Source organism: Streptomyces sp. C36 (assembly GCF_040932295.1).
Taxonomy (GTDB): Bacteria; Actinomycetota; Actinomycetes; order Streptomycetales; family Streptomycetaceae; genus Streptomyces; species Streptomyces triculaminicus.
In genome coordinates, this window is record NZ_JBFQGI010000007.1 from 298,355 (window position 1) to 320,924 (window position 22,570).

At 73.3% G+C, this 22,570-nt stretch carries 22 protein-coding genes and 1 riboswitch; of the genes, 10 read left to right on the forward strand and 12 right to left on the reverse strand.

Annotated features, from left to right (window positions below):
- Positions 1-26: 26 nt before the first annotated feature.
- Together murQ and AB4K12_RS22670 are read right to left on the reverse strand one after the other, a co-directional pair.
- Entirely contained in the window at positions 27-962 is a 936-nt protein-coding gene (gene murQ / locus AB4K12_RS22665) for an N-acetylmuramic acid 6-phosphate etherase (protein WP_368435941.1), read from the reverse strand.
- Positions 963-1,055: 93 nt separating this feature from the next.
- On the reverse strand, positions 1,056-1,961 hold the full coding sequence (locus AB4K12_RS22670; RefSeq protein ID WP_368435942.1) for a MurR/RpiR family transcriptional regulator: 906 nt from the start codon (positions 1,959-1,961) through the stop codon (positions 1,056-1,058).
- A 54-nt stretch (positions 1,962-2,015) separates the two neighbouring features.
- Here AB4K12_RS22670 and AB4K12_RS22675 point away from each other — a divergent pair, with 54 nt between their 5' ends.
- Together AB4K12_RS22675 and AB4K12_RS22680 are read left to right on the forward strand one after the other, a co-directional pair.
- Complete coding sequence (locus AB4K12_RS22675) at positions 2,016-2,387, forward strand: hypothetical protein (RefSeq protein WP_368435943.1); 372 nt, start codon at positions 2,016-2,018, stop codon at positions 2,385-2,387.
- The gene (locus AB4K12_RS22680; RefSeq protein WP_368435944.1) at positions 2,384-2,659 is read left to right on the forward strand and encodes a DUF4031 domain-containing protein; all 276 of its coding nucleotides are present in this window, start codon (positions 2,384-2,386) and stop codon (positions 2,657-2,659) included. Before AB4K12_RS22675 ends, AB4K12_RS22680 begins: the two co-directional genes overlap by 4 nt.
- A 22-nt stretch (positions 2,660-2,681) precedes the next feature.
- On the opposite strand, the gene AB4K12_RS22685 is transcribed toward AB4K12_RS22680, so the two are convergent.
- Complete coding sequence (locus tag AB4K12_RS22685; RefSeq protein WP_362253320.1) at positions 2,682-3,332, reverse strand: hypothetical protein; 651 nt, start codon at positions 3,330-3,332, stop codon at positions 2,682-2,684.
- A gap of 58 nt (positions 3,333-3,390) precedes the next feature.
- Here AB4K12_RS22685 and AB4K12_RS22690 point away from each other — a divergent pair, with 58 nt between their 5' ends.
- Positions 3,391-4,089, forward strand: a complete 699-nt coding sequence (locus AB4K12_RS22690; RefSeq protein WP_368435945.1) for a copper homeostasis protein CutC — start codon at positions 3,391-3,393, stop codon at positions 4,087-4,089.
- Between the two features lie 203 nt (positions 4,090-4,292).
- Here AB4K12_RS22690 and AB4K12_RS22695 read toward each other — a convergent pair whose 3' ends face one another.
- Positions 4,293-6,359, reverse strand: coding sequence for an ATP-binding domain-containing protein (locus AB4K12_RS22695; RefSeq protein WP_368435946.1), 2,067 nt, complete (start codon positions 6,357-6,359; stop codon positions 4,293-4,295).
- Between the two features lie 282 nt (positions 6,360-6,641).
- Between AB4K12_RS22695 and AB4K12_RS22700 the strand changes: the two genes are divergently transcribed.
- Positions 6,642-6,782: a hypothetical protein gene (locus AB4K12_RS22700; protein ID WP_368435947.1), complete on the forward strand. Its 141-nt coding sequence runs from the start codon at positions 6,642-6,644 to the stop codon at positions 6,780-6,782.
- A gap of 93 nt (positions 6,783-6,875) precedes the next feature.
- Positions 6,876-7,256, forward strand: coding sequence for a hypothetical protein (locus tag AB4K12_RS22705; protein ID WP_368435948.1), 381 nt, complete (start codon positions 6,876-6,878; stop codon positions 7,254-7,256).
- A gap of 48 nt (positions 7,257-7,304) precedes the next feature.
- Here the strand turns inward: AB4K12_RS22705 and AB4K12_RS22710 are convergent, their stop codons facing one another.
- The 5 genes from AB4K12_RS22710 to thrC all read right to left on the reverse strand — a co-directional run bounded on the left by AB4K12_RS22710 (position 7,305) and on the right by thrC (position 13,512).
- Positions 7,305-8,954, reverse strand: a complete 1,650-nt coding sequence (locus AB4K12_RS22710; protein ID WP_368435949.1) for a DNA repair helicase XPB — start codon at positions 8,952-8,954, stop codon at positions 7,305-7,307.
- Between the two features lie 174 nt (positions 8,955-9,128).
- A complete protein-coding gene (gene groL, locus AB4K12_RS22715; protein WP_086568505.1) occupies positions 9,129-10,751 on the reverse strand; it encodes a chaperonin GroEL in 1,623 nt (540 codons plus the stop codon).
- Positions 10,752-11,181: 430 nt separating this feature from the next.
- Positions 11,182-11,385, reverse strand: a complete 204-nt coding sequence (locus tag AB4K12_RS22720) for a cold-shock protein (protein WP_004929928.1) — start codon at positions 11,383-11,385, stop codon at positions 11,182-11,184.
- Between the two features lie 489 nt (positions 11,386-11,874).
- The gene (locus tag AB4K12_RS22725; RefSeq protein ID WP_368435950.1) at positions 11,875-12,150 is read right to left on the reverse strand and encodes a MoaD/ThiS family protein; all 276 of its coding nucleotides are present in this window, start codon (positions 12,148-12,150) and stop codon (positions 11,875-11,877) included.
- Between the two features lie 66 nt (positions 12,151-12,216).
- Positions 12,217-13,512 carry a threonine synthase gene (gene thrC / locus AB4K12_RS22730; protein ID WP_368435951.1) on the reverse strand — a complete coding sequence of 432 codons (1,296 nt, stop codon included), beginning with the start codon at positions 13,510-13,512 and terminating at the stop codon, positions 12,217-12,219.
- A gap of 17 nt (positions 13,513-13,529) precedes the next feature.
- A riboswitch (SAM riboswitch) is annotated at positions 13,530-13,673 on the reverse strand.
- 234 nt (positions 13,674-13,907) lie between these two features.
- Here thrC and AB4K12_RS22735 point away from each other — a divergent pair.
- Positions 13,908-14,855: a glucosyl-3-phosphoglycerate synthase gene (locus AB4K12_RS22735; protein WP_368435952.1), complete on the forward strand. Its 948-nt coding sequence runs from the start codon at positions 13,908-13,910 to the stop codon at positions 14,853-14,855.
- Positions 14,856-14,896: 41 nt separating this feature from the next.
- Positions 14,897-16,372, forward strand: coding sequence for a trehalose-6-phosphate synthase (locus AB4K12_RS22740; RefSeq protein WP_368435953.1), 1,476 nt, complete (start codon positions 14,897-14,899; stop codon positions 16,370-16,372).
- A 78-nt stretch (positions 16,373-16,450) separates the two neighbouring features.
- Here the strand turns inward: AB4K12_RS22740 and otsB are convergent, their stop codons facing one another.
- The 3 genes from otsB to AB4K12_RS22755 all read right to left on the reverse strand — a co-directional run bounded on the left by otsB (position 16,451) and on the right by AB4K12_RS22755 (position 19,093).
- On the reverse strand, positions 16,451-17,290 hold the full coding sequence (otsB, locus tag AB4K12_RS22745) for a trehalose-phosphatase (protein ID WP_368435954.1): 840 nt from the start codon (positions 17,288-17,290) through the stop codon (positions 16,451-16,453).
- A gap of 119 nt (positions 17,291-17,409) precedes the next feature.
- The gene (locus AB4K12_RS22750; RefSeq protein ID WP_086568521.1) at positions 17,410-17,628 is read right to left on the reverse strand and encodes a DUF3263 domain-containing protein; all 219 of its coding nucleotides are present in this window, start codon (positions 17,626-17,628) and stop codon (positions 17,410-17,412) included.
- A 199-nt stretch (positions 17,629-17,827) separates the two neighbouring features.
- On the reverse strand, positions 17,828-19,093 hold the full coding sequence (locus AB4K12_RS22755; RefSeq protein ID WP_368435955.1) for an extracellular solute-binding protein: 1,266 nt from the start codon (positions 19,091-19,093) through the stop codon (positions 17,828-17,830).
- 227 nt (positions 19,094-19,320) lie between these two features.
- Here AB4K12_RS22755 and AB4K12_RS22760 point away from each other — a divergent pair, with 227 nt between their 5' ends.
- The 3 genes from AB4K12_RS22760 (at position 19,321) to nagA (ending at position 22,560) form a co-directional block, all read left to right on the forward strand.
- A complete protein-coding gene (locus AB4K12_RS22760) occupies positions 19,321-20,343 on the forward strand; it encodes an SIS domain-containing protein (protein ID WP_368435956.1) in 1,023 nt (340 codons plus the stop codon).
- Positions 20,344-20,413: 70 nt separating this feature from the next.
- Positions 20,414-21,406, forward strand: coding sequence for an ROK family protein (locus tag AB4K12_RS22765; RefSeq protein WP_368435957.1), 993 nt, complete (start codon positions 20,414-20,416; stop codon positions 21,404-21,406).
- Positions 21,406-22,560, forward strand: coding sequence for an N-acetylglucosamine-6-phosphate deacetylase (nagA, locus tag AB4K12_RS22770; RefSeq protein WP_368435958.1), 1,155 nt, complete (start codon positions 21,406-21,408; stop codon positions 22,558-22,560). The genes AB4K12_RS22765 and nagA overlap by 1 nt, the downstream gene beginning before the upstream one ends.
- Positions 22,561-22,570: the final 10 nt, after the last annotated feature.

Below are 22,570 nucleotides of genomic sequence, written 5' to 3' on the forward strand. Positions count from 1 at the left end.
GTGCTTCATCAGTGCATGACGGTATGTCAGCCGGAGGCCGCGCGCAGGGCGGCGCGCAGGTGGCCGTGGGACTCGGCGAGCAGCCGGGCGGCGGTCGGTCCGTCGACGTCGCCGAGGAGCACGAGGATGGCGTTCTTCACCTCGCCCCCGGTCTCGGCCAGCGCGGCCTCGATCTCGCCGTCCGCCGCGCCGGTGGCGTGGGCGACGATGCGCCGCGAGCGGGCCCGCAGCTTCTCGTTCGAGGCCCGGACGTCGACCATCAGGTTCCCGTACGTCTTGCCGAGGCGGATCATCGTGATGGTCGAGAGCATGTTGAGGACGAGCTTCTGCGCCGTGCCGGCCTTCAGCCGGGTGGAGCCGGTGAGCAGTTCGGGGCCCACGACGACCTCGATGGCGTGCTCGGCCGCCTCCCCGAGCGCCGAGCCGGCGTTGCAGGACAGCCCGATGGTCAGCGCCCCGGCGGCGCGGGCGTGCCGCACGGCGCCGACGGCGTAGGGGGTGCGGCCGGAGGCCGAGACGCCGACGACGGTGTCGTCGGGGCCGACGCCCAGCGCCGCCAGGTCGGCCGCCGCCAGCTCCTCGCTGTCCTCGGCCCCCTCCACGGCCCGCACCAGCGCCTCGGGGCCACCCGCTATCAGCCCGACGACCCTCCCCGGGTCGGTGTTGAACGTCGGCGGGCACTCGCTGGCGTCCAGCACGCCGAGGCGGCCCGCGGTGCCGGCGCCCGCGTAGACCAGGCGGCCGCCGCGGGCCATGCGGTCGGCGGTCGCGTCGACGGCGGCGGCGATCTCGGGCAGCCGCTCGGCGACGGCGGCGGCCACCGTCGCGTCCTCGGCGTTCATGATGTTCGCGATGGCCCGGGTGGGCAGCCGGTCGATGTCCGCGAGGTCGGCGCGGAACTCCTCGGTGGTGAGCGTCGCCAGCTGGGCTCGCAGTGCGGCGAAGGCGGCGGTCGAGGTCATGGCGGGCGGCCCTTTCCGTCAATGTTCCGTCGGTTTCCGTCGGCTGGGGCAACGAGGTCGGGGTCTGCGAGATCGGGGTCTGCGAGGGTCGGTTCAGCGCCGGTCGCGCGGGGCGTGCCGGTGCGCCAGCGCCTCGTACGAGGCGGACAGGGCGGGTGCCGCGCTCGCGTACGTGCGCTGGGCGACGCCGATGAACAGGCAGTCCACCACGAGGAGCTGGCTGGTGCGGCTCGACATGGCCGCGGGCCGCAGCTCGCTCTCCCGTGCGGAGGACGTGGCGAGGATGTGGTCCGCGTACTGGACGATGTCCCCGTCCGGCCGCCCGGTGACCGCCACCGTCGTCGCGCCGTGCTCGAAGGCGACCCGCAGCGGCTCGATGACGTCGGCGGTGCGGCCCGAGTGGGTGATGGCGACGGCCACGTCCCCCGGGCGCAGCTGTACGGCGTTGGTGACGGCCAGGTGGGGGTCGGCGGGCGCGTGCGCGATCAGGCCGATGCGCAGCAGCTTCTGGGTCAGGTCCTGGGCGACGAGGTTGGAGGCGCCGATGCCGTAGACGTCGACGCGCCGGGCGGCGGCGAGCGCGCCGGCGGCCGCTTCCAGGGCGGCCGTGTCCAGCCCGGCGGCGGTGTCCGCCAGGCACTGCGCCTCTTCCTGGGCGAGCTTGGCGACGACGCCGTCCATGGGGTCGTCCACGGTGATGTCGGCGGTGACGGCGGGCGCCCGGCCGGCGGCCTGCTCGGCCGCGAGGGCGGCGAGCGCGAGGCGCAGGTCGCGGTAGCCGGGGTAGCCCAGGACGCGGGCGGTGCGCACGACGGTGGCCTCGCTGGTGCCGGTGCGTTCCGCGAGTCCGGTGACCGTGAGCGCGGCCGAGCCCGCCGGGTCGTCGGCCACCGTCTCGGCCACGCGCTGCATGGATCGCGTCATGGAGGGGGCGAGCGTACGGACCTTGGCGGCCAGCGCGGCCGGGGAGCCGAAAGTTTCCTTCGCGGTGCCGCTCACATGCTGAAAGGTATTTTCGGGCTGGTGTGCCGTCAACCCTCCACGCCCCCGACAATGGATGCCATGGAGCTCGAACAGGCACTGCACACGGCACGGGCGCTCGTCCTCGCCGACCTCGTCGCCGGCGACGTCGCGGAGGCCGACGTGGTCTCCCTGGTGGAGGACGCGGTCGCGCACCGGCGGTGGTGGGTCGAGCAGTGGCCGGAGGGTGCCGGGTTCCTTCCCGGGCTGGTCGCCCAGGACGTCCAGGACGCCCTGCTGGACCGGCACGGCCGCTGGCCGCTGTGCCCCGTCTGCACCGACGGCGGCGACCCGCACGCCCTCGAGGTCGAACCGGAGCTGGGCCCCGACCCGCACTGGGCCTGCACCAAGCAGGCGGTGTTCGTGGCGCGGGTGGGCTCCCTGGGGACGGCGCTCGGCCGATGACGCTGTACATCGACCCGCCCAACTGGCCGGGCCACGGCCGGATGTGGTCCCACCTGGTCAGCGACGTGTCGTTCGACGAGCTCCACGCCTTCGCGGCCCGCATGGACGCGCCGCCGAGGGCGTTCGACGGCGACCACTACGACATCCCCTCGACGTCGTACGAGGCCGCCGTGCGGCTCGGGGCGCGCGAGGTGAGCAGCCGCGAGGTGGTCCGCCTGCTGAAGGCGGCGGGGCTGCGCCGCCCCAAGCACCCCGTCCGCCGCGCGGGCTGAAACCCTTCCCGGACCCTCGTCCTCATCCTCGGGCGGTGAGCAGCTCCAGCTCCGTGGTCAGGTTCCGGCGCGCGAGCAGCTCCCAGCGGTCGTGCCCCTGCGGGGAGCGGAACAGCCGCGGCAGCTCCAGCAGCCGGCGCAGCACGTCGGCCCGCCCCTCGCGGAACGCGTCGTCGGGCACGAACCCGTACTCCTCGCGGACCGCCGCCGCGTAGCGCGCGTACTCCTCGGGCGTGCCGCCCAGCACGGCCAGGTCGGCGTCGCACAGCACCTCGCCGTCCCGGTCGCCGGGCCCGGGGTCGTGGCTGACGGTGAGCCGCACCAGCCGGGCGACCTCGGCCGTACGCCCCCGGTCGACGCCCAGCTCGGGCAGCGCCCGCTCGGCGAGGTGCGCGGAGCGTTCCTCGTTCTCCGAGCGGTCGGGGCGGTAGACGGCGTCGTGGAACCAGGCGGCGAGGCGGACGGTGTCGATGTCGTCGGCGTGGGCGGCCAGCGTGTCGAGGTGCCCGAGGACGGCGGCCAGGTGCGCGACGGTGTGATAGCGGCGCTGCGGCTCGGACCACCGGGCCAGCAGGTCGTCGGCGTAGGGGCCGGGATCGGGTACGGGGACGCCGCGGACCCGGTCCACGGTCTGCTGCCAGCGGGCGCGGAGGTGCTCGGGCGTGACGACCATGCGTCCAATTGTGGGGCACGGCTTCGTGCGGGGCGGCGGGTGTGGCAGGCTTGACTACATGTCTAGACCAATTCTTGAGGTGATCGCCCTCGACCCCGAGGACGCCGTGGCGGCGCAGGCCGGAGGTGCGGACCGGCTCGAACTGGTCAGCGACATGGCCGCCGACGGCCTCACCCCCTCCCTCGAGACCTTCGCGGCGGTACGGGCCGCCGTCGGCATCCCCCTGCGGGTGATGCTGCGCGCCGCGGACGGCTTCGCCGCCGGGGGCGCCGCCGCGCTCGAGGCGCTGTGCGAGCGGGCGCGGGCGCTGCGGGCGGAGGGCGCGGAGGAGTTCGTCCTCGGCTTCCTCACCGACGACGGGCGCGCCGACCTCGCGGCGGTGGCCGCCCTGACCGACGCCGTCGGGCCCACCGCGCGCTGGACCTTCCACCGCGCCATCGACCGGGCCGCCGACCGCGACGCCCTGCGCAAGCAGCTCGCCGACCAGCCGGGGCTGGACACCTACCTCACCGCCGGCTCCGCCTCCGGCGTCGACGACGGCATCGCCACGCTCCTGGCCGAGGCGGCGCGCGCCGACGAACCCGGCTACGAGCCGCGGATCCTCGTCGGCGGCGGCCTCGGACTCAAGCACGTCCCGGTGCTGCGCGCGGCCGGCATCTCCGGCTTCCACATCGGCGGCGCGGCGCGACCGGCGGGATGGGACGCGCCGGTGGACGCCGCGGCCGTACGGGCCTGGCGCGAGGCACTGGACGGGTAGGGGCCGAGGCCGTGCCCGGGGCTCGCCCGGGCAGGCGGGGGCCCTGGGGGCCCGGGGGCTCGCCCCCGGTTACGGGAAGGGGCGGGACCGGGGAAGACACCCCGCCGTGACGGCGCGCGACCCCCACCGGCGATCCCGGCGGTGCCGCACCACCCCGGCCGTGCCCGCCGCCCCGGCAGCGCCGGCCACCCCGGCCGTGCCCGCTACCCCAGCAGCTGCGCGGGAAGCGGCTGCGCGTGGACGATCGTCAGCCCCGACACCGCCCGCGTCAGCGCGACGTACAGCCGCCGCAGGCCGGTCCGTTCGTCCGGTTCCCCGGCCACCACCGCGGCCGGCTCGTCCAGCACGACGTGGTCGTACTCCAGGCCCTTGGCCAGCGGCGCGGGGACCAGCGTCAGCCGCGCCTCGGCCGACGTCTCCTCGCCCGGGTGGAGCCAGGGCAGACCGGCCGCCGCCAGCGCCGCGGCCAGCTCCCCGAACCGGTCGTCCGCCGCGATGAGACCGATCGAGCCCTCGTACGACAGCGCCCGCCGGCACGCCTCGACGACCGCCGCGTCCAGGGCGTCCGCCGCCACCTGCCGCACCGCGAAGTCGCCCGGCGACTCGCGGACCGACGTCGCCGCCGCCAGGCCGGGCGCGATGGCCGGCAGCAGCCGCGAGGCGTAGGCGATCACTTCGCGCGGCACCCGGAAGCCCAGCGTCAGCTCCTCCACGGCCGCCTCCGGCTTGCCCAGGTGGGCCAGCGCCTCCCGCCAGCTGCTCGTCGCCCACGGCGTGGTGCCCTGCGCGAGGTCACCCAGGATCGTCGCCGACCCGGTCGTACAGCGGCGGCCCACCGCGCGGTACTGCATGGGCGACAGGTCCTGCGCCTCGTCCAGCACCACGTGCCCCAGCGAATGGGTGCGGGCGACGAGGTCGGACGCCTCGTCGATCAGCACCGCGTCGGCGGCGGACCACTTCGCCGTCCGCACCGACCGCGCGGGCTTCGCCCAGCGGATCTCCCGCTGCTCGGCCGGCGAGAGCACCCCCTCGGCGTGCTCGGCCAGGAACTCCTTCTCCGACAGCAGCCGCAGCACCAGCTTCGCCGGGTCGACCGCCGGCCAGATCGCCTTGACCGCCACCTTGACGGCCGTGCTGCGCGCGACGGCGTCCTGCACCCGGTCGTCGGGCGCCTCGCCGGCCTCCTCCATGCGCACGAGCACGGCGTGCGCGATGCGCTGCGGCAGGGCCTCGCGCGCGGCCCCGTAGCGGATGTCGCGGGCGAGCAACTCCCGCACCATCTCCTCGATCTCGTACGCGGGAACCCGCCAGCGCCGCGAGCCGCGCACGACGACCACCGCCTCGTCCGGCATCGTCACCCCCGACCGCACCGCGCGCCGCAGCACCTCGGCCATACGGGCGTCGCCCTTGATCAGGGCGGCGGCGGGCGAGTCGTTCCCCCACACGTCGACGTGCGCGACGAGGTCGTCGACGGTCGCCTGGGCGACGTTCAACTCGCCCAGGGCGGGCAGGACTTGCTCGATGTAGTGCAGGAAGGACCGGTTCGGGCCGACGACCAGCGTGCCGGTGCGGGCCAGCCGCTCGCGGTGGGCGTAGAGGAGATACGCGACGCGGTGCAGGCCGACGGCCGTCTTCCCGGTGCCGGGGGCTCCCTGGACGCACACCGTGCCGCCGATCCCGGCGCGCACGATCTCGTCCTGCTCGGGCTGGATCGTGGCGACGATGTCCCGCATCGGGCCGACGCGCGGCCGTTCGATCTCGCTCTGCAGCAGCCGGCTCGCCTGGTCGTCGCCGGCGGCGTCGGTCAGGTCCTCGTCCTCGTAGGCGGTCAGCTCCCCGCCCGTGTAGCCGAACCGGCGACGCAGACCCACGTCCTGCGGGTCCTTCTTCGACGCCCGGTAGAACGGCTGCGAGACCGGGGCACGCCAGTCGATGACCATCGGATCGCCGTCGGCGTCGTGAACGTGCCGCCGCCCGATGTAGAACTGCTCGCCCTCGGCCCCTTCCGCCCCCTCCACGCCCGGCGCGTGCAGATAGTCGAGGCGGCCGAAGAACAGCGGGGTGTGCGCGAGATCGGCGAGCGCGGCGATGCGGTCCTCGATCTGCGACTGGAGGACGACGGCGTTGACCCAGTTGGCGGTGACGTCCTTGATGTCGAGGGCCTCGACATCGGCCCGCATCGCGCGCAGCGCGGAACGGGAGGCGGCGAGGTGGGCGCGCTCCCGCTCGAGGGGGTCGTGGGGGTGCGGGGGCGGTACGGGCGCGGGCACGGCAAGTCCTCCTGGCGTACGGCGTGCTGAGCGGTGAGCCGTCCGGTTACCGACCGGGCGGCGGCGCTCCCGTAGGCGAAAGCGGGAGGCGGCGGGAAGGGGGGATTCTAGTCAGCCGAAAAGGGGCGCGCGAATGGTTTTCCCGCGCGCCCCCGGGGGTCCTCGGGGTCGCCGTCCACCTCCCGTAGGGGACGCCATGATCCTTGGGTCGTACGGCCGCACCCACCCGTTTACACCGGCAGACCGATGCCCGGGGCGCTTCCGCCGACCATCATGGAAGACATGACCTCAGCATCCATCTCCCCGGACGGCTCCCCGGCCGCCTCGCCCCTCGCCACCGCCCTCCGGGCGATCAAGGCCTTCGCCGGTGCGGCCGTCAGCGTCGTCGTCCTCGGCGAGTACGCCGACAAGCGCACGGCCTGAGCCTTCACGCTCCGCACCTGAGTACCCGGACGGCCCCGGAATGAGTACGCGCCCCGAGGCCCGCCCGCCCCGCCGGCTGGTTCGCTGGCGACCATGAAGAACTCCGCACCCACCGCCTGGCAGCCGGGCGCCCTCCCGCCGCCGCGCGACCCCGCCACGTACGACCGCCGGGCCGGCCTCCTGCGCGGCGTGGCCACCGTCGTGATGGTGCCGCTGCTGATGATCGACCTGTTCTTCCTCGGGCTGTCCCCCATGGCGACCGACAGCTGCGGGCCCGACCACTGCTCGGCCGCGCTGAACCGGTCCCTGGCGACCGCGCCGGTCGTCTGGCTCGTCTCCGCCGTCCTGTTCATCGCGACCTGGGCCCTGCCCGCGCGCCCGCGCTTCCGTCAGGCGCGCGCCTGGACCTTCGTCGCCGCGCTGGTCTCGGGCCTGATGGTCATCGCCATCCTGGCCGACCTGCCGACGGGCTGACCCGCCGAGCGTGCTGACGATGCGGCGTCCGGCCGCCGGGGCGGACCGTCAGGCGTCCTCGCCCGCCAGCAGCGAGTCCGCGTCCACGATGCGGTACGCGTACCCCTGCTCGGCCAGGAAGCGCTGCCGGTGCGCCGCGAAGTCCTGGTCGACCGTGTCGCGGGCGACCACGGAGTAGAAGCGCGCCTCATGGCCGTCGGCCTTCGGGCGCAGCACCCGGCCCAGCCGCTGGGCCTCCTCCTGGCGCGAGCCGAAGGTGCCCGACACCTGGATGGCGACCGTCGCCTCCGGCAGGTCGATGGAGAAGTTGGCGACCTTGGAGACGACCAGTACGGAGATCTCCCCCTGCCGGAAGGCGTCGAAGAGCTTCTCGCGCTGCGCGTTGGTCGTCTCGCCCTTGATGACGGGCGCGTCCAGGTGCTCGCCGAGCTCGTCGAGCTGGTCGATGTACTGGCCGATGACCAGCGTCTGCTCGCCCTGGTGCTTGCGCACCAGCGCCTCGGTGACCTTCCGCTTGGTGGCGGTCGTGGAGCAGTAGCGGTACTTGTCCTCCGTCTCGGCCGTCGCGTACGTCAGCCGCTCGGAGTCGGTGAGGTTCACGCGCACCTCGACGCAGTCGGCCGGGGCGATGTAGCCCTGGGCCTCGATCTCCTTCCAGGGCGCGTCGAAGCGCTTGGGGCCGATGAGGGAGAAGACGTCGGACTCCCGCCCGTCCTCGCGCACCAGCGTCGCGGTCAGCCCCAGCCGCCGCCTGGCCTGCAGGTCGGCGGTGAACTTGAAGACGGGCGCGGGCAGCAGGTGCACCTCGTCGTAGACGACCAGGCCCCAGTCGCGGGAGTCGAACAGCTCCAGGTGCGGGTAGATGCCCTTCCGCTTGGTCGTCAGCACCTGGTAGGTGGCGATGGTGACCGGGCGGATCTCCTTGCGCGTACCGCTGTACTCGCCGATCTCGTCCTCGGTCAGCGAGGTCCGCTTGACCAGCTCGTGCTTCCACTGGCGCGCGGAGACGGTGTTGGTGACGAGGATCAGCGTGGTCGCCTTGGCCTGCGCCATGGCGCCCGCGCCGACGAGCGTCTTGCCGGCGCCGCACGGCAGCACGACCACGCCGGAGCCGCCGTGCCAGAACCCGTCCACGGCCTGCTTCTGGTACGGCCGCAGCGCCCAGCCGTCCTCGCGCAGATCGATGGGGTGGGCCTCGCCGTCCACGTACCCGGCCAGGTCCTCGGCCGGCCAGCCCAGCTTCAGCAGCGTCTGCTTGATCTGGCCGCGCTCGGAGGGGTGCACGGCGACGGTGTCGGGGTCGATCCGGGCGCCCACCAGCGGCTGGATCTTCTTCGAGCGGAGGATCTCCTCCAGCACCGGCCGGTCGGTGCTCTCCAGCACCAGCCCGTGCGTGGGGTGCTTGACCAGCTTCAGCCGCCCGTAGCGGTCCATGGTCTCGGCGATGTCGACGAGCAGGGCGTGCGGCACGGGGTAGCGGGAGTACGACACCAGCGCGTCGACGACCTGCTCGGCGTCGTGCCCGGCGGCGCGGGCGTTCCACAGGCCCAGCGGGGTCACCCGGTAGGTGTGGATGTGCTCCGGCGCCCGTTCCAGCTCGGCGAACGGCGCGATCGCCCGGCGGCACGCGTCCGCCCGGTCGTGGTCCACCTCCAGCAGCAGGGTCTTGTCGCTCTGGACGATGAGGGGTCCGTTCACGCCTCGGCCTTCCGCTCGCATCGGTCCCGTCCGTGTGCGGGACAAGCTTCCAGTGTCCCTCATGCACCGCCGTACGTGCCGTCCCGCCCGGAAAACGCCACCGGGGCGGCACCCCCCGTGAGGAAGGTGCCGCCCCGGTGTCCAAGAGGACGGTTGATCAACCCGAGGGGTCGATCAGAAGTCCATCTCACCGCCCGGCATGCCGCCCGGAGCGGCCGCGGCGGCCTTCTCCGGCTTGTCGGCGATGACGGCCTCGGTGGTCAGGAAGAGCGCGGCGATGGACGCGGCGTTCTGCAGGGCGGAGCGGGTGACCTTGGCGGGGTCGATGATGCCCTCGGCGATCATGTCGACGTACTCGCCGGTCGCGGCGTTCAGGCCGTGGCCCACGGGAAGGTTGCGCACCTTCTCGACGATGACGCCACCCTCGAGACCACCGTTGACGGCGATCTGCTTGAGCGGGGCCTCCAGGGCCAGCTTCACGGCCTTGGCACCGGTGGCCTCGTCGCCGTCCAGCTCGAGCTTCTCGAAGACCGCGGAGGCCTGCAGCAGGGCCACGCCACCACCGGCGACGATGCCCTCCTCGACGGCCGCCTTCGCGTTGCGAACGGCGTCCTCGATGCGGTGCTTGCGCTCCTTGAGCTCGACCTCGGTCGCGGCACCGGCCTTGATGACGGCCACGCCGCCGGCCAGCTTCGCGAGGCGCTCCTGGAGCTTCTCGCGGTCGTAGTCCGAGTCGCTGTTCTCGATCTCGGCGCGGATCTGGTTGACGCGGCCCTGGACCTGGTCGCTGTCACCGGCACCGTCGACGATGGTCGTCTCGTCCTTGGTGATGACGACCTTGCGGGCGCGGCCGAGCAGGTCGAGACCGGCGTTCTCGAGCTTGAGGCCGACCTCCTCGGAGATGACCGTGCCACCGGTGAGGATGGCGATGTCGCCCAGCATGGCCTTGCGGCGGTCGCCGAAGCCCGGAGCCTTGACGGCGACGGACTTGAAGGTGCCGCGGATCTTGTTGACGACCAGCGTGGACAGGGCCTCGCCCTCGACGTCCTCGGCGATGATCAGCAGCGGCTTGCCGGACTGCATGACCTTCTCGAGGAGCGGCAGCAGGTCCTTGACCGAGCTGATCTTCGAGTTGACGATCAGGATGTACGGGTCGTCGAGCGACGCCTCCATACGCTCCATGTCGGTGGCGAAGTACGCCGAGATGTAGCCCTTGTCGAAGCGCATACCCTCGGTGAGCTCCAGCTCCAGACCGAAGGTCTGGGACTCCTCGACGGTGATGACGCCTTCCTTGCCGACCTTGTCCATGGCCTCGGCGATGAGCTCGCCGATCTGGGTGTCGGCGGCGGAGATGGAGGCGGTGGAGGCGATCTGCTCCTTGGTCTCCACGTCCTTGGCCTGCTCGAGCAGGGCGGCGGAGACGGCCTCGACGGCCTTCTCGATGCCGCGCTTCAGCGCCATCGGGTTGGCGCCGGCGGCCACGTTGCGCAGACCCTCGCGGACCAGCGCCTGGGCGAGGACGGTCGCGGTCGTCGTGCCGTCACCGGCGACGTCGTCCGTCTTCTTCGCGACCTCCTTGACCAGCTCGGCGCCGATCTTCTCGTACGGGTCCTCGAGCTCGATCTCCTTGGCGATGGACACACCATCGTTGGTGATCGTGGGGGCGCCCCACTTCTTCTCGAGGACGACGTTGCGGCCCTTGGGGCCAAGGGTGACCTTGACGGCGTCGGCGAGCTGGTTCATCCCGCGCTCGAGACCGCGCCGTGCCTCCTCGTCGAACGCGATGATCTTGGCCATGTGAAGTGGTCCTCCCAGGACGGGGTGGAGACTGCTCCGGACCGCGCTGGCGCCCGCGACGGACGGCCCGTGCACCGCGCGGTTCCTTGCCCCGCTTGGCTCCCGGACCTCACCGACGGTCCAAATCTGTCACTCTCACCAGGAGAGTGCTAAGCCCAATGATTAGCACTCGACCACCTCGAGTGCAAGCGGTCCACGAGGTACACGCCTCAGGTGGCAGCAGGGGCACCTCCCGGCGACAGCCGGGGGCGCAGGCCAACCCGAGGCATGCCCAAGTTCGCGAGGGTGCATGCGCGGCCGCTCCCCCGAACCGCGCATCCACCCTCTGACCCGCGCGTACGCACGCGCCCGCCCGGGCACGCGCGAGGGGCCCGCACCGGTGACGGTGCGGACCCCTCGGCGAGCCGATCGAGCCGGTCGATGCGTGCGATCAGGCGCTGAGCCTCACCATGTCCGCCTGCGGCCCCTTCTGGCCCTGCGAGATCTCGAACTCGACTCGCTGCCCCTCCTCGAGGGTGCGGTAGCCGTCCATCTGAATCGCGCTGTAGTGGACGAAAACATCCGCACCACCGTCGACCGCGATGAAGCCGTACCCCTTCTCCGCGTTGAACCACTTGACGGTGCCCTGAGCCATGCCTAACTCCCCTATTACTGGCCCTTGCACAGGACCGCACTTCGCGGACCCGGGTCAGACCTCACCCCCAGACAGGATGGGAGTGTGCGCCGGAACGCGTCGACCGCGGCTGAATGTATCCGCACGGATGCCGTCTGCAACAGGTCAGTCGGACGAGAATTCCAGGTGCGGCCGATCGGTTATTCGTACCGATTTCCGCAGCTTCCCGGGCAAGTCGGACCGGGCATAACGCAACCAACCCGACAATTCGTGCACATGTTTCGCGCACAACTTGACGGGTTCTCATATGCGTTCGGTGCTGACACCGGAGGGGGAACGCCCCAACTGTATCGCGCTTCAACAGACGGAATAGCCCCGTCCGTTTTACGGGCGGGGCTATTCCGGGGACATGCACAGGAACGCTGAGAAAAGCTCAGGCCATTGATTAACGGTCCATCGACGGCCTGTCGACGCCTGTCGACGCCTCTCGACGGTCCGCCGCAGGCCGGCTCAGCCGCCGGCGACGGCCGGAATGATCGAGACGCCGGCCCCCTCGGGCGTGGCGGCGTCCAGCCCGCCCTCGAAGCGGACGTCGTCGTCGTTGACGTACACGTTGACGAACCGGCGCAGCTTGCCGGCGTCGTCGAGCACCCGCGCGGCGATGCCCGGGTGGTTCTGCTCGAGGGAGGCGATGACCTCGGCGAGGGTGGCGCCCTCGGCGGGGACCTCGGCCCGGCCGCCGGTGTAGGTGCGCAGGATGGTGGGGATGCGGACGGAAACGCTCATGGTGACGTCACCTCATGGGTCGGTGAAGGAGTGCGGGCTACGGGCTGCGGGCTGTGGATCTACGAGCTATTGCTCGCGAAGCCCGGCGGCGCGGAACGCCTCGAGCGACGGCCGGATCGTCGCCGTCGGCCCGGCCGCCACGGCGTCGAGCGTCTTGAGCCCGTCCCCGGTGTTGAGCACGACCGTGGTCAGCGCCGGGTCGAGCACCCCGTTCTCCAGCAGCTTGCGCGTCACGCCCACCGTCACGCCGCCCGCGGTCTCGGCGAAGATGCCCTCGGTGCGCGCCAGCAGCCTGATCGCGTCCACGATCCGCTCGTCGTCGACGTCCTCGACGGCCCCGCCCGTGCGCCGGGCGATGTCCAGCACGTACGGCCCGTCGGCCGGATTGCCGATCGCGAGGGACTTCGCGATCGTGTCGGGCTTCACCGGGCGCACCACGTCGTGCCCGTCCTTGTACGCCCGCGAGACCGGCGAGCAGCCCTGCGCCTGGGCGCCGAAGATCCGGTACGGCCGGTCCTCGACCAGCCCCAGCGCGATGAGCTCCTTCAGCCCCTTGTCGATCTTCGTCAGCTGCGACCCCGACGCGACCGGCACCACGATCTGGTCCGGCAGCCGCCAGCCCAGCTGCTCGCAGATCTCGTACGCGAGCGTCTTGGAGCCCTCGCCGTAGTACGGGCGCAGGTTGACGTTGACGAAGCCCCAGCCCTCGCCCAGCGGGTCCCCGATCAGCTCGCTGCAGAAGCGGTTGACGTCGTCGTACGTTCCCTCGATGCCCACGAGGTCGCCGCCGTAGACGGCGGCCATGACGACCTTGCCGGCCTCCAGGTCGTGCGGGATGAAGACGCAGGAGCGGAAGCCCGCGCGGGCCGCCGCCGCGCCGACGGCCCCGGCGAGGTTGCCGGTCGACGAGCAGGACAGGGTGGTGAAGCCGAAGGCGCGGGCGGCCTCGACGGCGATGGCCACGACGCGGTCCTTGAAGGAGTGCGTGGGGTTGCCGGAGTCGTCCTTGACGTACAGCTCCCCCGTCACGCCCAGTTCGGCGGCGAGGTTGTCGGCCTTGACGAGCCGGGTGAGACCGGGTTCGAGGTTCGGCCGGTCCGCCACGTCGGCGGGGACGGGCAGCAGCGGCGCGTAGCGCCAGATGTTCGCCGGCCCGGCCTCGATCCGGCGGCGCAGCGCCTCCGGGTCGCCGGCCGGCAGCTCGTACGCGACCTCGAGCGGACCGAAGCAGGAGGTGCAGGCGAAGGAGGGACCGAGTTCGAAGCGCTCGCCGCACTCGCGGCAGGACAGCGCGACGGCGGGTCCGAAGGGGGCGGCGGCAGACGGTACGGAGGTACGACTTTCAACGGCTTGGACAGCCATGGAGGCGAGGCCCTTTCTCCTCATCTTCCTCGCGGCGTACGTCGCCACGAGACGGAATTGGCACCTTCCCCGCCGGGAGCCTCGCCGAATGAACGGTGAGACCGGCTGGAGGGTTGCCGGGGCTTCAACGGGCCGTGTCCCTCTGCCCCTCTGGATGAGCGGTATGGCGCTGGGCGGGGCCCAGGCGTTTGTGCGCGCGACGACCCCGACATGCATCGGGCGCCTGCGTTGTTCAAGACTGTAACGGAAGGGATGGCCGCGTTGGAGGGCCGTCCCGCACCGCGAGACATGGCCCGGCGACGACCGGAACGGTCCCGTCGGCGAGCGACATGCCGGTCGACGTGCCGGTCAACATGCCGGTCAACACTGACGAACAACACTGAGGAGTCGTACACGTGCTGGAAGAGGTGGAGCGCTGGCTCGCCCGGCGGTCCTGGTCCGCCACCGACCGTCCGCTCGACCAGCTGCTCGCCGCGAAACGCGGCGCGGGCACCACCGTCAGCGTGGTGCTGCCGGCGCTCGACGAGGAGGCGACGGTCGGCGCCATCGTGGCGACGATCCGGCGTGAGCTGATGTCGGACGCCGTCCCGCTGGTGGACGAGCTGGTGGTGGTGGACTCCGGCTCCACGGACCGCACCGCCGAGGTCGCGGCGGCGGCCGGCGCCCGGGTGGTGCACCGCGACGAGATCCTGCCGCGGCTGCCCGCGCTGCCCGGCAAGGGCGAGGTGCTGTGGCGGTCGCTGCTGGTCACGACCGGCGACGTCGTCTGCTTCGTGGACGCGGACCTGAAGGACTTCTCCGCCGACTTCGTCTCGGGGATCGTCGGCCCGCTGCTGACCGACCCGGACGTGCACTTCGTCAAGGCGATGTACGACCGTCCGCTCGGCGAGGCGCCGGGGCAGGGCGGCCGGGTGACGGAGCTGGTGGCCCGGCCCCTGCTCAATCTGCACTGGCCGCGGCTGGCGGGCTTCGTCCAGCCGCTCGGCGGCGAGTACGCCGCCCGCCGCGAGCTGCTGGAGCGGCTGCCGTTCCCGGTGGGGTACGGCGTCGAGCTGGGCCTGCTGGTGGACGCGCTGCACACGGTGGGCCTGGACGCGCTCGCCCAGGTGGACGTGGGCGTCCGGCGGCACCGGCACCAGGACGGCCGGGCCCTGGGCCGCATGGCGGCCGCGATCTACCGCACCGCCCAGCTCCGGCTGGCCCGCGGCCATCTGGTGCGCCCGGTGCTCACCCAGTTCGAGCGGACCGAGGAGGGATTCGTGCCGCGTACGTACGCGGTGGACACCGAGGAGCGGCCCCCGATGGCCGAGATACCGGAGTACGCGCAGCGGCATGCCGCGTAAGCGTACGTTTGAGCGGTTCTTCGAAGGGCAAGGCTGCCGTCATGGTCGTTGAGCACACGCACCACGCACCGGAACCGGACGCCGCGCCGATCGTCGTGGCCTCCAACCGGGGGCCCGTGTCGTACCGCCGGGGCGAGGACGGCTCACTGCTGGCGGGGCGGGGCGGCGGCGGGCTGGTCTCGGGGCTGAGCGCCATAGGCCAGGACGCCGGCGCGGTGTGGGTGTGCGCGGCGCTCGGCGACACCGACCGCGAGGCGGCCCGGCTCGGCGGCCGGCGGCTGCCCGAGGCCGACACCGGCGGCCACCGGGTGCGGATGCTGGACATCGACCCCGCCACGTTCGCCGCCGCGTACAACGGCGTGGCCAACTCCGTGCTGTGGTTCGTCCATCACATGCTGTGGCAGACGCCGCTCGAGCCCGTCTTCGACGGCGCGTTCCGGGCCCAGTGGGAGGCGTACGAGGCGTACAACACCGCCTTCGCGGACGCCATCGCCGAGGAGGCCGCGGAGGGCGCCTCCGTCCTGGTCCAGGACTACCACCTCGTCCTCGTTCCCGGCCTGCTCCGCGCCCGCCGCCCCGACCTGCGCATCGGCCACTTCTCCCACACCCCCTGGGCCCCGCCGGACTACTACCGCCTGCTGCCGGACGACGTCGCCGGGCAGGTCCTGCGCGGCATCCTGGGCGGCGACCGCGCGGGCTTCCTGACCCGGCGCTGGGCGGAGGCGTTCGCCGCGTCCTGCGAGGTCGTGCTGCCGGGCGCGGAGGTGGCGCGCGAGGACGGGGTCGCCACGTCGGTGACCTTCGAGGGACGGACGACCCGGCTCGGCGTGCACGGACTGGGCGCGGACGCGGAATTCCTGCGGGAGCGGGCGCACCGCCCGGACGTCGAGGAGCGGCTGGCGGCGCTGCGGCGGCAGATCGGCCCGGGCCGCCGGACGATCGTGCGGGTGGACCGCACCGAGCTGTCGAAGAACATCGTCCGCGGCCTGCTCGCCTACCGCCGCCTGCTGGAGGACCACCCCCACTGGCAGGGCGAGGTCGTGCACATCGCGTTCGCCTACCCCTCCCGGCAGGACCTCGCGGTCTACCGCTCGTACATGGCCGAGGTCGGCCGGGTCGCCCACGAGATCAACACCACGTTCGGTACGGCGGACTGGACGCCGGTCGCCCTGCAGATGGAGGACGACTTCCCCCGCTCGCTGGCCGCCTACCGGCTGGCCGACGTGGCCCTGGTCAACCCGATCCGCGACGGCATGAACCTGGTCGCCAAGGAGGTCCCCGTCGTCTCCGACCACGGCTGCGCGCTGGTCCTCTCGCGCGAGGCGGGCGCGGCGGCCGAGCTGGGCGAGGACGCCCTGACGGTCAACCCCTACGACGTGGCGGACACCGCCCGCGCGCTGAACGCCGCCCTGCTGATGGACCCCGCCGAGCGCCTGGAGCGCACGAAGCGGCTGGCCGCCGCGGCGACGGCGCTGCCTCCGGCCCGGTGGTTCGTGGACCAGCTGCACGCGCTGTGACGGGTGGGCCCGCCGCCGCTTCGGCGGGCCCCGCACGGGCCGCGGCGCGGGTGAGAGCGTACGTCCGGGCGCGCGTGGTCAGCCGAGCTTGTCGGCCAGGGCGGACAGCAGGCCCACCACGCCCGCCGGCCCGTCCACGACGAGGTCGGCCCGTTCGGCGAGCGCGGTGACCTCGGCGCTGCCGCTGCACACGAGCGTGCCGGGCACGCCCTCGGCGCGCAGCTTCTCCACCGCGGCGAAGGCGGCGAGGTCACCGAGGTCGTCGCCGGCGTAGAGGACGGATCCGGCGCCGGACTCGCGGACGTACGCGGCGAGGGCGACGCCCTTGTCCATGCCCGGCGGGCGCAGCTCCAGCACCAGCCGACCGGGCTCGACGATCAGGCCGTGCCGGGCGGCGAGGCCGGCGAGCGGGGCCCGCAGGGCCTCGAAGGCGCGCTCGGGGTCGTCGGCGCGGCGGGTGTGGACGGCCACGGCCCGGCCCTTGTCCTCGACCCAGGTGCCGTGCCAGGCGCCCGAGTCGTCGAGCACGCCGGGGAGTTCCGCGCGGACGGCGGCGACGCCGGGGTGCGGGGCGGGGGCGCGCACGGTGCCCGTCACGGCGTCCCAGCGCTCGGCGCCGTAGTGGCCGAGGACGACGAGGCGCTCCAGTCCGGGGGCCCCGGCGAACCCGCCGAGGCGCACCGCGGCCCCGGCCGGGCGGCCCGTGATCACGGCGACGGAGCCCAGGCGCGGCGCCAGCCGGGCGAGGGCCTGGACGGCGCCGGGGTGGGCGCGGGCCCGTTCGGGGTCCGGGACGATGGCGGCGAGGGTGCCGTCGAAGTCGAGTGCGACGACCGCCCGTTCGGGTCGCGCGAGCAGCGCGGCCAGTCCGTCGCGGCCGGCGGCGGTCACGGGTTCCGGGAGGGGGTGGCTGCCCATACGGCCGACCCTACCGGGGCGTCCGCCGCCGGGACGGGCAGTTGTACGGGTTCGCAACGTCGGCCCGGATCTCGCCTGGCCCGGATCTCAGCCGGCCCGGATCTCAGCCGGCCCGGATCTCAGCGGCGCGCGCGCCGCTCGTCCCGCAGCCGCCGCAGCCGGTTGACCGTGACGGGGTCGTGGGCGAGGGCGCGCGGGTCGTCGAGGAGGGCGTTGAGCAGCTGGTAGTAGCGGGTCGGGGTGATGCCGAGGCGCTCGCGGACGGCGCGTTCCTTGGCGCCGGGGCCGGGCCAGGACTGCCGCTCGAGGGCGAGCACGGCACGGTCCGCCTCGGGCAGCCCGCCGGACCCGGCGTCGGCCGGGGCGTCGGCCCCGGCCTCGTACTCGGCCTCGTGCTCGGCCTCGTGTCCGGCCTCATGTCCGGCCTCGGCCTCATGCCCGTGCCGGGGCTCGTCCTCATGCCCGTGCCCGGGATGCCCGTGCCCGGGCTCGCGCTCGTCCTCGCGCCCGGGCTCGTCCTGTGCCATACCGGCCAACCTAGCGGTCCGAGCGGTCCGCGAGCTCGGTGGCGTTCGCCTCGCGCTGGATCTCGCCGAGCACGGCGGCGGGGTCGCCGCCCTTCTGCACGGCCGCGCCGATCTTCTCCTTGACCGTCTTGCTGACCGAGGCCCAGGAGGTCTTGCTGACGGGGTAGAGCTCGGCGGCCTGGCGCAGCGGCTTGAGGAACTGCCACAGGTCGCTGTTGGCGCGGCTCTCCTCCATCGCGTCGGCGGCACTGGTGGTCACCGGCAGCAGCTTGTACTGCGTGGTGAACGACAGCACGTTGTCCTTGCTGAAGATGAAGTCGAGGAAGGTGCCGATCTCGTCGCGGTGGCCGTTCTTCTTGAACGCCATGATCCAGTCGGCGACGCCCATGGTCGACTTGGAGGGGCCCTTGATGCCCGGCAGCGGCGCCATGTCGAATTCGATGTGCCCGGCCTGGGCCTGCTGCATCAGGGTGGGGTGGCCGTTGAGCATGCCGACCTCGCCCTTGCAGAAGGCGTCGAAGACCTCCTGCCGGTTGGTGCGCGCGGGGTTGCCGGGGCCGGTGAGGCCCTGGCCGACCATCTCGTCGCGCAGCCAGGTGAAGGCCTTGACGTTCTCCGGCGAGTCGATCAGGTAGGAGCCGTTCTGGTCGGTGTAGCCACCGCCCGCGCTCAGCATCCACATCATCGCCTCGGCGGGCGCCTCCTCGGGGCCCAGCGGCAGGCCGAAAGGTATCTTCACGCCGAGCGCCTTGAGCTTCTTCGCGGCGGACTGGATCTCGTCCCAGTTCTCCGGCGCCTTGGCGATGCCGGCCTTGGCGAACAGCTTCTTGTTGAAGAAGAGCAGGCGGGTGCTGGAGACGAACGGGATGCCGTACTGCACCCGGTGCACCTCGCCGGCCTTGGCGAGGGAGGCGATGATGTCGGCCTGGGTGGGGATGGAGAGCATCTGGTCGGCGCTGTAGAGCTTGCCGGCCGCGGCGAAGTCGGCGTACGCGCCGATCTGCGCGAGGTCGGGGGCCTTGCCCTTGGCCACCATGTCGGCGACCCGCTTGTCGACCTCGGTCCAGCTGTAGACCTCGACGTCGACCTTGATCTTGCTGTGCTTCTTCTGGAACTCACGGACCAGGCTCTCCCAGTACTTCCGGGAGCTGTTGGCTTCCTTGTCGCCGTAGTCGGCGGCCACGAGCTTCAGCCGCGTGTCGCCACCGGGAGTGTCGGTCCCGCACCCGGTCAGCACCGGTGCCAACGCCGTCGTGGCGGCTCCCGCCGCCGTCATGCCCAAGAACCGCCGCCGCTGCACTACTGCTACCCACCTTGTGGTTCGTGTGTTCGTGTGTTCGCCCGTGGAGACCGTGAGTCTCTCCCGCGCGCCACCTTACGGTCTACGCCGACGGGGTTGCGCTTCGGTATCGCCGTAGGGCTCTTCCCCCAGGTCACAGGCGACTGCTATGCACGGGGCGACCGCTTTCGTCGCACGACCGCACCGCGAGGAGCACCCAGCGCATGAAGCCGTCCCCTTCTCCGGCCTCTTCTCCGTCACCTTCTCCGGCCCCTTCCTCCTCCCCCTCCCTGACCGCCCGGGAGCTGGCCACCCAACCCGGCAGCTGGCGCCGCGCCGCCGAGGCCGCGGCGAGCGCCCCGGGGCTGCCGCGCCCGGACGAACGGGTCGCCGTGACCGGCTGCGGCACGTCGTGGTTCATGGCGCAGGCCTACGCGGCGCTGCGCGAGGCGTCCGGGCAGGGCGAGACGGACGCCTTCCCCGCCTCGGAGTTCCCGGTCTCGCGCACGTACGACCGGCTCGTGGTGATCACCCGGTCCGGGACGACGACCGAGGTGCTCGACCTGATCGACGAGGTGCGCGAGCGGTGGGAGGTGCTGGCGCTGACCGCCGACCCCGCGACGCCCGTGATGCGGGCGGCGGACGACGTGGCGGTGCTGGACTGGGCGGACGAGGAGTCCGTCGTGCAGACGCGCTTCGCGACCACCGCGCTCGCCTTCCTCCGCGCGGGCCTGGAGAGGGACGGCCGGCTGCCGGCGGGTGTGCGGACGGTGACCGAGGCGGCGGACGAAGCCGAGCGCGCCCTCGCCGAGGCGCTGCCCGCCGCCGCGCTCGCCGCCGAGCAGTGGACGTTCCTGGGCGCCGGCTGGGCGTACGGGCTCGCGCAGGAGGCGGCCCTGAAGATGCGCGAGGCGGCGGGCGCGTGGACGGAGGCGTACCCGGCGATGGAGTACCGCCACGGCCCGGTGGCGATCAGCGCCCCGGGGCGGGTGACCTGGGCGTTCGGCCCGCTGCCGGACGGGCTGGCGGACGACGTCGCGAAGGCGGGCGGCACGCTGGTCGGGGGCACGACGGTCCGGGGCGCGACGGTCGGGGGCACGACGGTCGGCGGGGGTGCCGACGACGCCGAGGACCCGATGGCGTCGCTGGTCCGCGCCCAGCGCCTGGCGGTGGCCGTCGCCGAGGCCCGCGGCCTGAACCCGGACGCGCCCCGGAACCTGACCCGCAGCGTGATCCTCACCCCCTAGCGCCACCCGCCGCGCCGCCCACCGGCGAGTGGACTAGACCTTTCGCGCCCCGACGGGCGAGACTACCGGGGTGAAACACGTCATCGCCCTCGATGTGGGCGGAACCGGAATCAAGGCCGCCCTCGTCGGCGCCGACGGCGCGCTCCTGCACGAGGCGCGCCGCCCGACCGGCCGTGACCGGGGCCCCGACGCCGTCGTGGCCGGCATCCTCGACTTCGCGGCCGAGCTCCAGGCGCTCGGCCGCGAGCGCTTCGGCACCGCCGCCCGCGCCGCCGGCGCGGCCGTCCCCGGCATCGTGGACGCCGCCACCGGCACGGCGGTCTACTCCGCCAACCTCGGCTGGCGCGACCTGCCCCTGCGGGACCTCCTCGCCGCCCGGCTCGGCGGCATACCCGTGGCGCTGGGCCACGACGTGCGCACCGGCGGCGTGGCCGAGGGCCGGATCGGCGCCGGCAAGGGCGCCGACCGCTTCCTGTTCGTCCCCCTGGGCACCGGCATAGCGGGCGCCATCGGCATCGACGGCCGCATCGAGGAAGGCGCCCACGGCTACGCGGGCGAGATCGGCCACATCGTCGTACGCCCCGGCCCGGACGGCGCCGCCTGCGGCTGCGGCGGCCGCGGCTGCCTGGAGACGCTCGCCTCCGCCTCCGCCGTCTCCCGCGCCTGGGCGGCGGCGAGCGGCGACGCCCACGCCGACGCCGCCGACTGCGCCCGGGCCGTCGAGTCCGGCGACCCGCGCGCCCGCGCGGTCTGGCAGCACGCGATCGACGCCCTCGCCGACGGCCTGGTCATCGCCGTCAGCCTGCTGGACCCGCGCACGCTGATCATCGGCGGCGGGCTCGCCGAAGCCGGCGAGACGCTGTTCGCGCCGCTGCGCGCGGCGGTCGCGGAACGCGTCACCTTCCGCAAGCTCCCCCACATCGTCCCCGCGGCCCTCGGGGACGCCGCCGGCTGCCTGGGCGCGGGCCTGCTCGCTTGGGACCTTCTCGCCACGCGCACGACGGCCTCGCGCACGACGACCACGCACACAACGGCCACGCACACAACGGAGGTATCCCCCTGATGGTCGAACGAACGGTTCTCGCCGGCGCCCGCGTGGTGCTGCCGACCGGCGTCGCGGAAGGGGGCCGCGTCACGATCGAGGGCGGGCGCATCGCGCACGACGCGCCGGCGGAGGCCCCCACGCTGGACCTCACCGGCCACACGATCGTCCCCGGTTTCGTCGACACCCATGTGCACGGCGGCGGCGGGGCGTCCTTCTCCGCCGGCACGGCCGAGGAGGCGCTCACCGCGATCCGTACGCACCGCGCGCACGGCACCACCACGATGATCGCCTCCACCGTCACCGGCGACCTGGACGACCTCGCCCGGCAGGCGGCGGTCCTCTCCGAACTGGCCGAGCAGGGCGACCTCGCGGGCATCCACTTCGAAGGCCCCTTCATCTCCCCCCACCGCTGCGGCGCCCACCAGCCGGGCCTCCTGCGCGACCCGGACCCGGCGGACGTGCGCAAGCTCGTCGACGCGGCGCGCGGCGCGGCCCGCATGATGACGCTCGCCCCGGAGCTGCCCGGCGGCCTGGACTCCGTCCGCATGCTCGCCGACCACGGCGTGATCGCCGCCGTCGGCCACACCGACTCCACCTACGAGGCGACCCTCGAGGCCATCGACGCGGGCGCGACCGTCGCCACCCACCTCTTCAACGCCATGCCCGCGCTGCAGCACCGCGCCCCCGGCCCCATCGCGGCGCTGCTGGAGGACGAGCGCGTCACCGTCGAGCTCATCAACGACGGCACCCACCTCCACCCCTCCGTCCTGGAGCTGGCGTTCGCCCGGGCCGGCGCCGACCGGGTCGCGTTCATCACCGACGCGATGGGCGCGGCCGGTATGAACGACGGCATGTACTTCCTCGGCCCCATGGGCGTGGAGGTCAAGGACGGCGTGGCCCGCATCGCCGACGGCCCGACGGCCGGCTCGATCGCCGGCTCGACGCTCACCCTGGACACGGCCTTCAAGCGCGCCGTGACCGTCGACCGGCTCCCGCTCGAGGACGCGGTACGAGCGCTGTCCACCACTCCCGCGCGCCTCCTCGGCCTGTCCGACCGCATCGGCTCGCTCGAGCCGGGCAAGGACGCCGACCTGGTCGTCCTCGACGACTCGTACGACCTGGTGGGCGTCATGCGCAAGGGCGAATGGCTGGTCGGTCCCGAAGTGCGGTGATTGTCCCCCG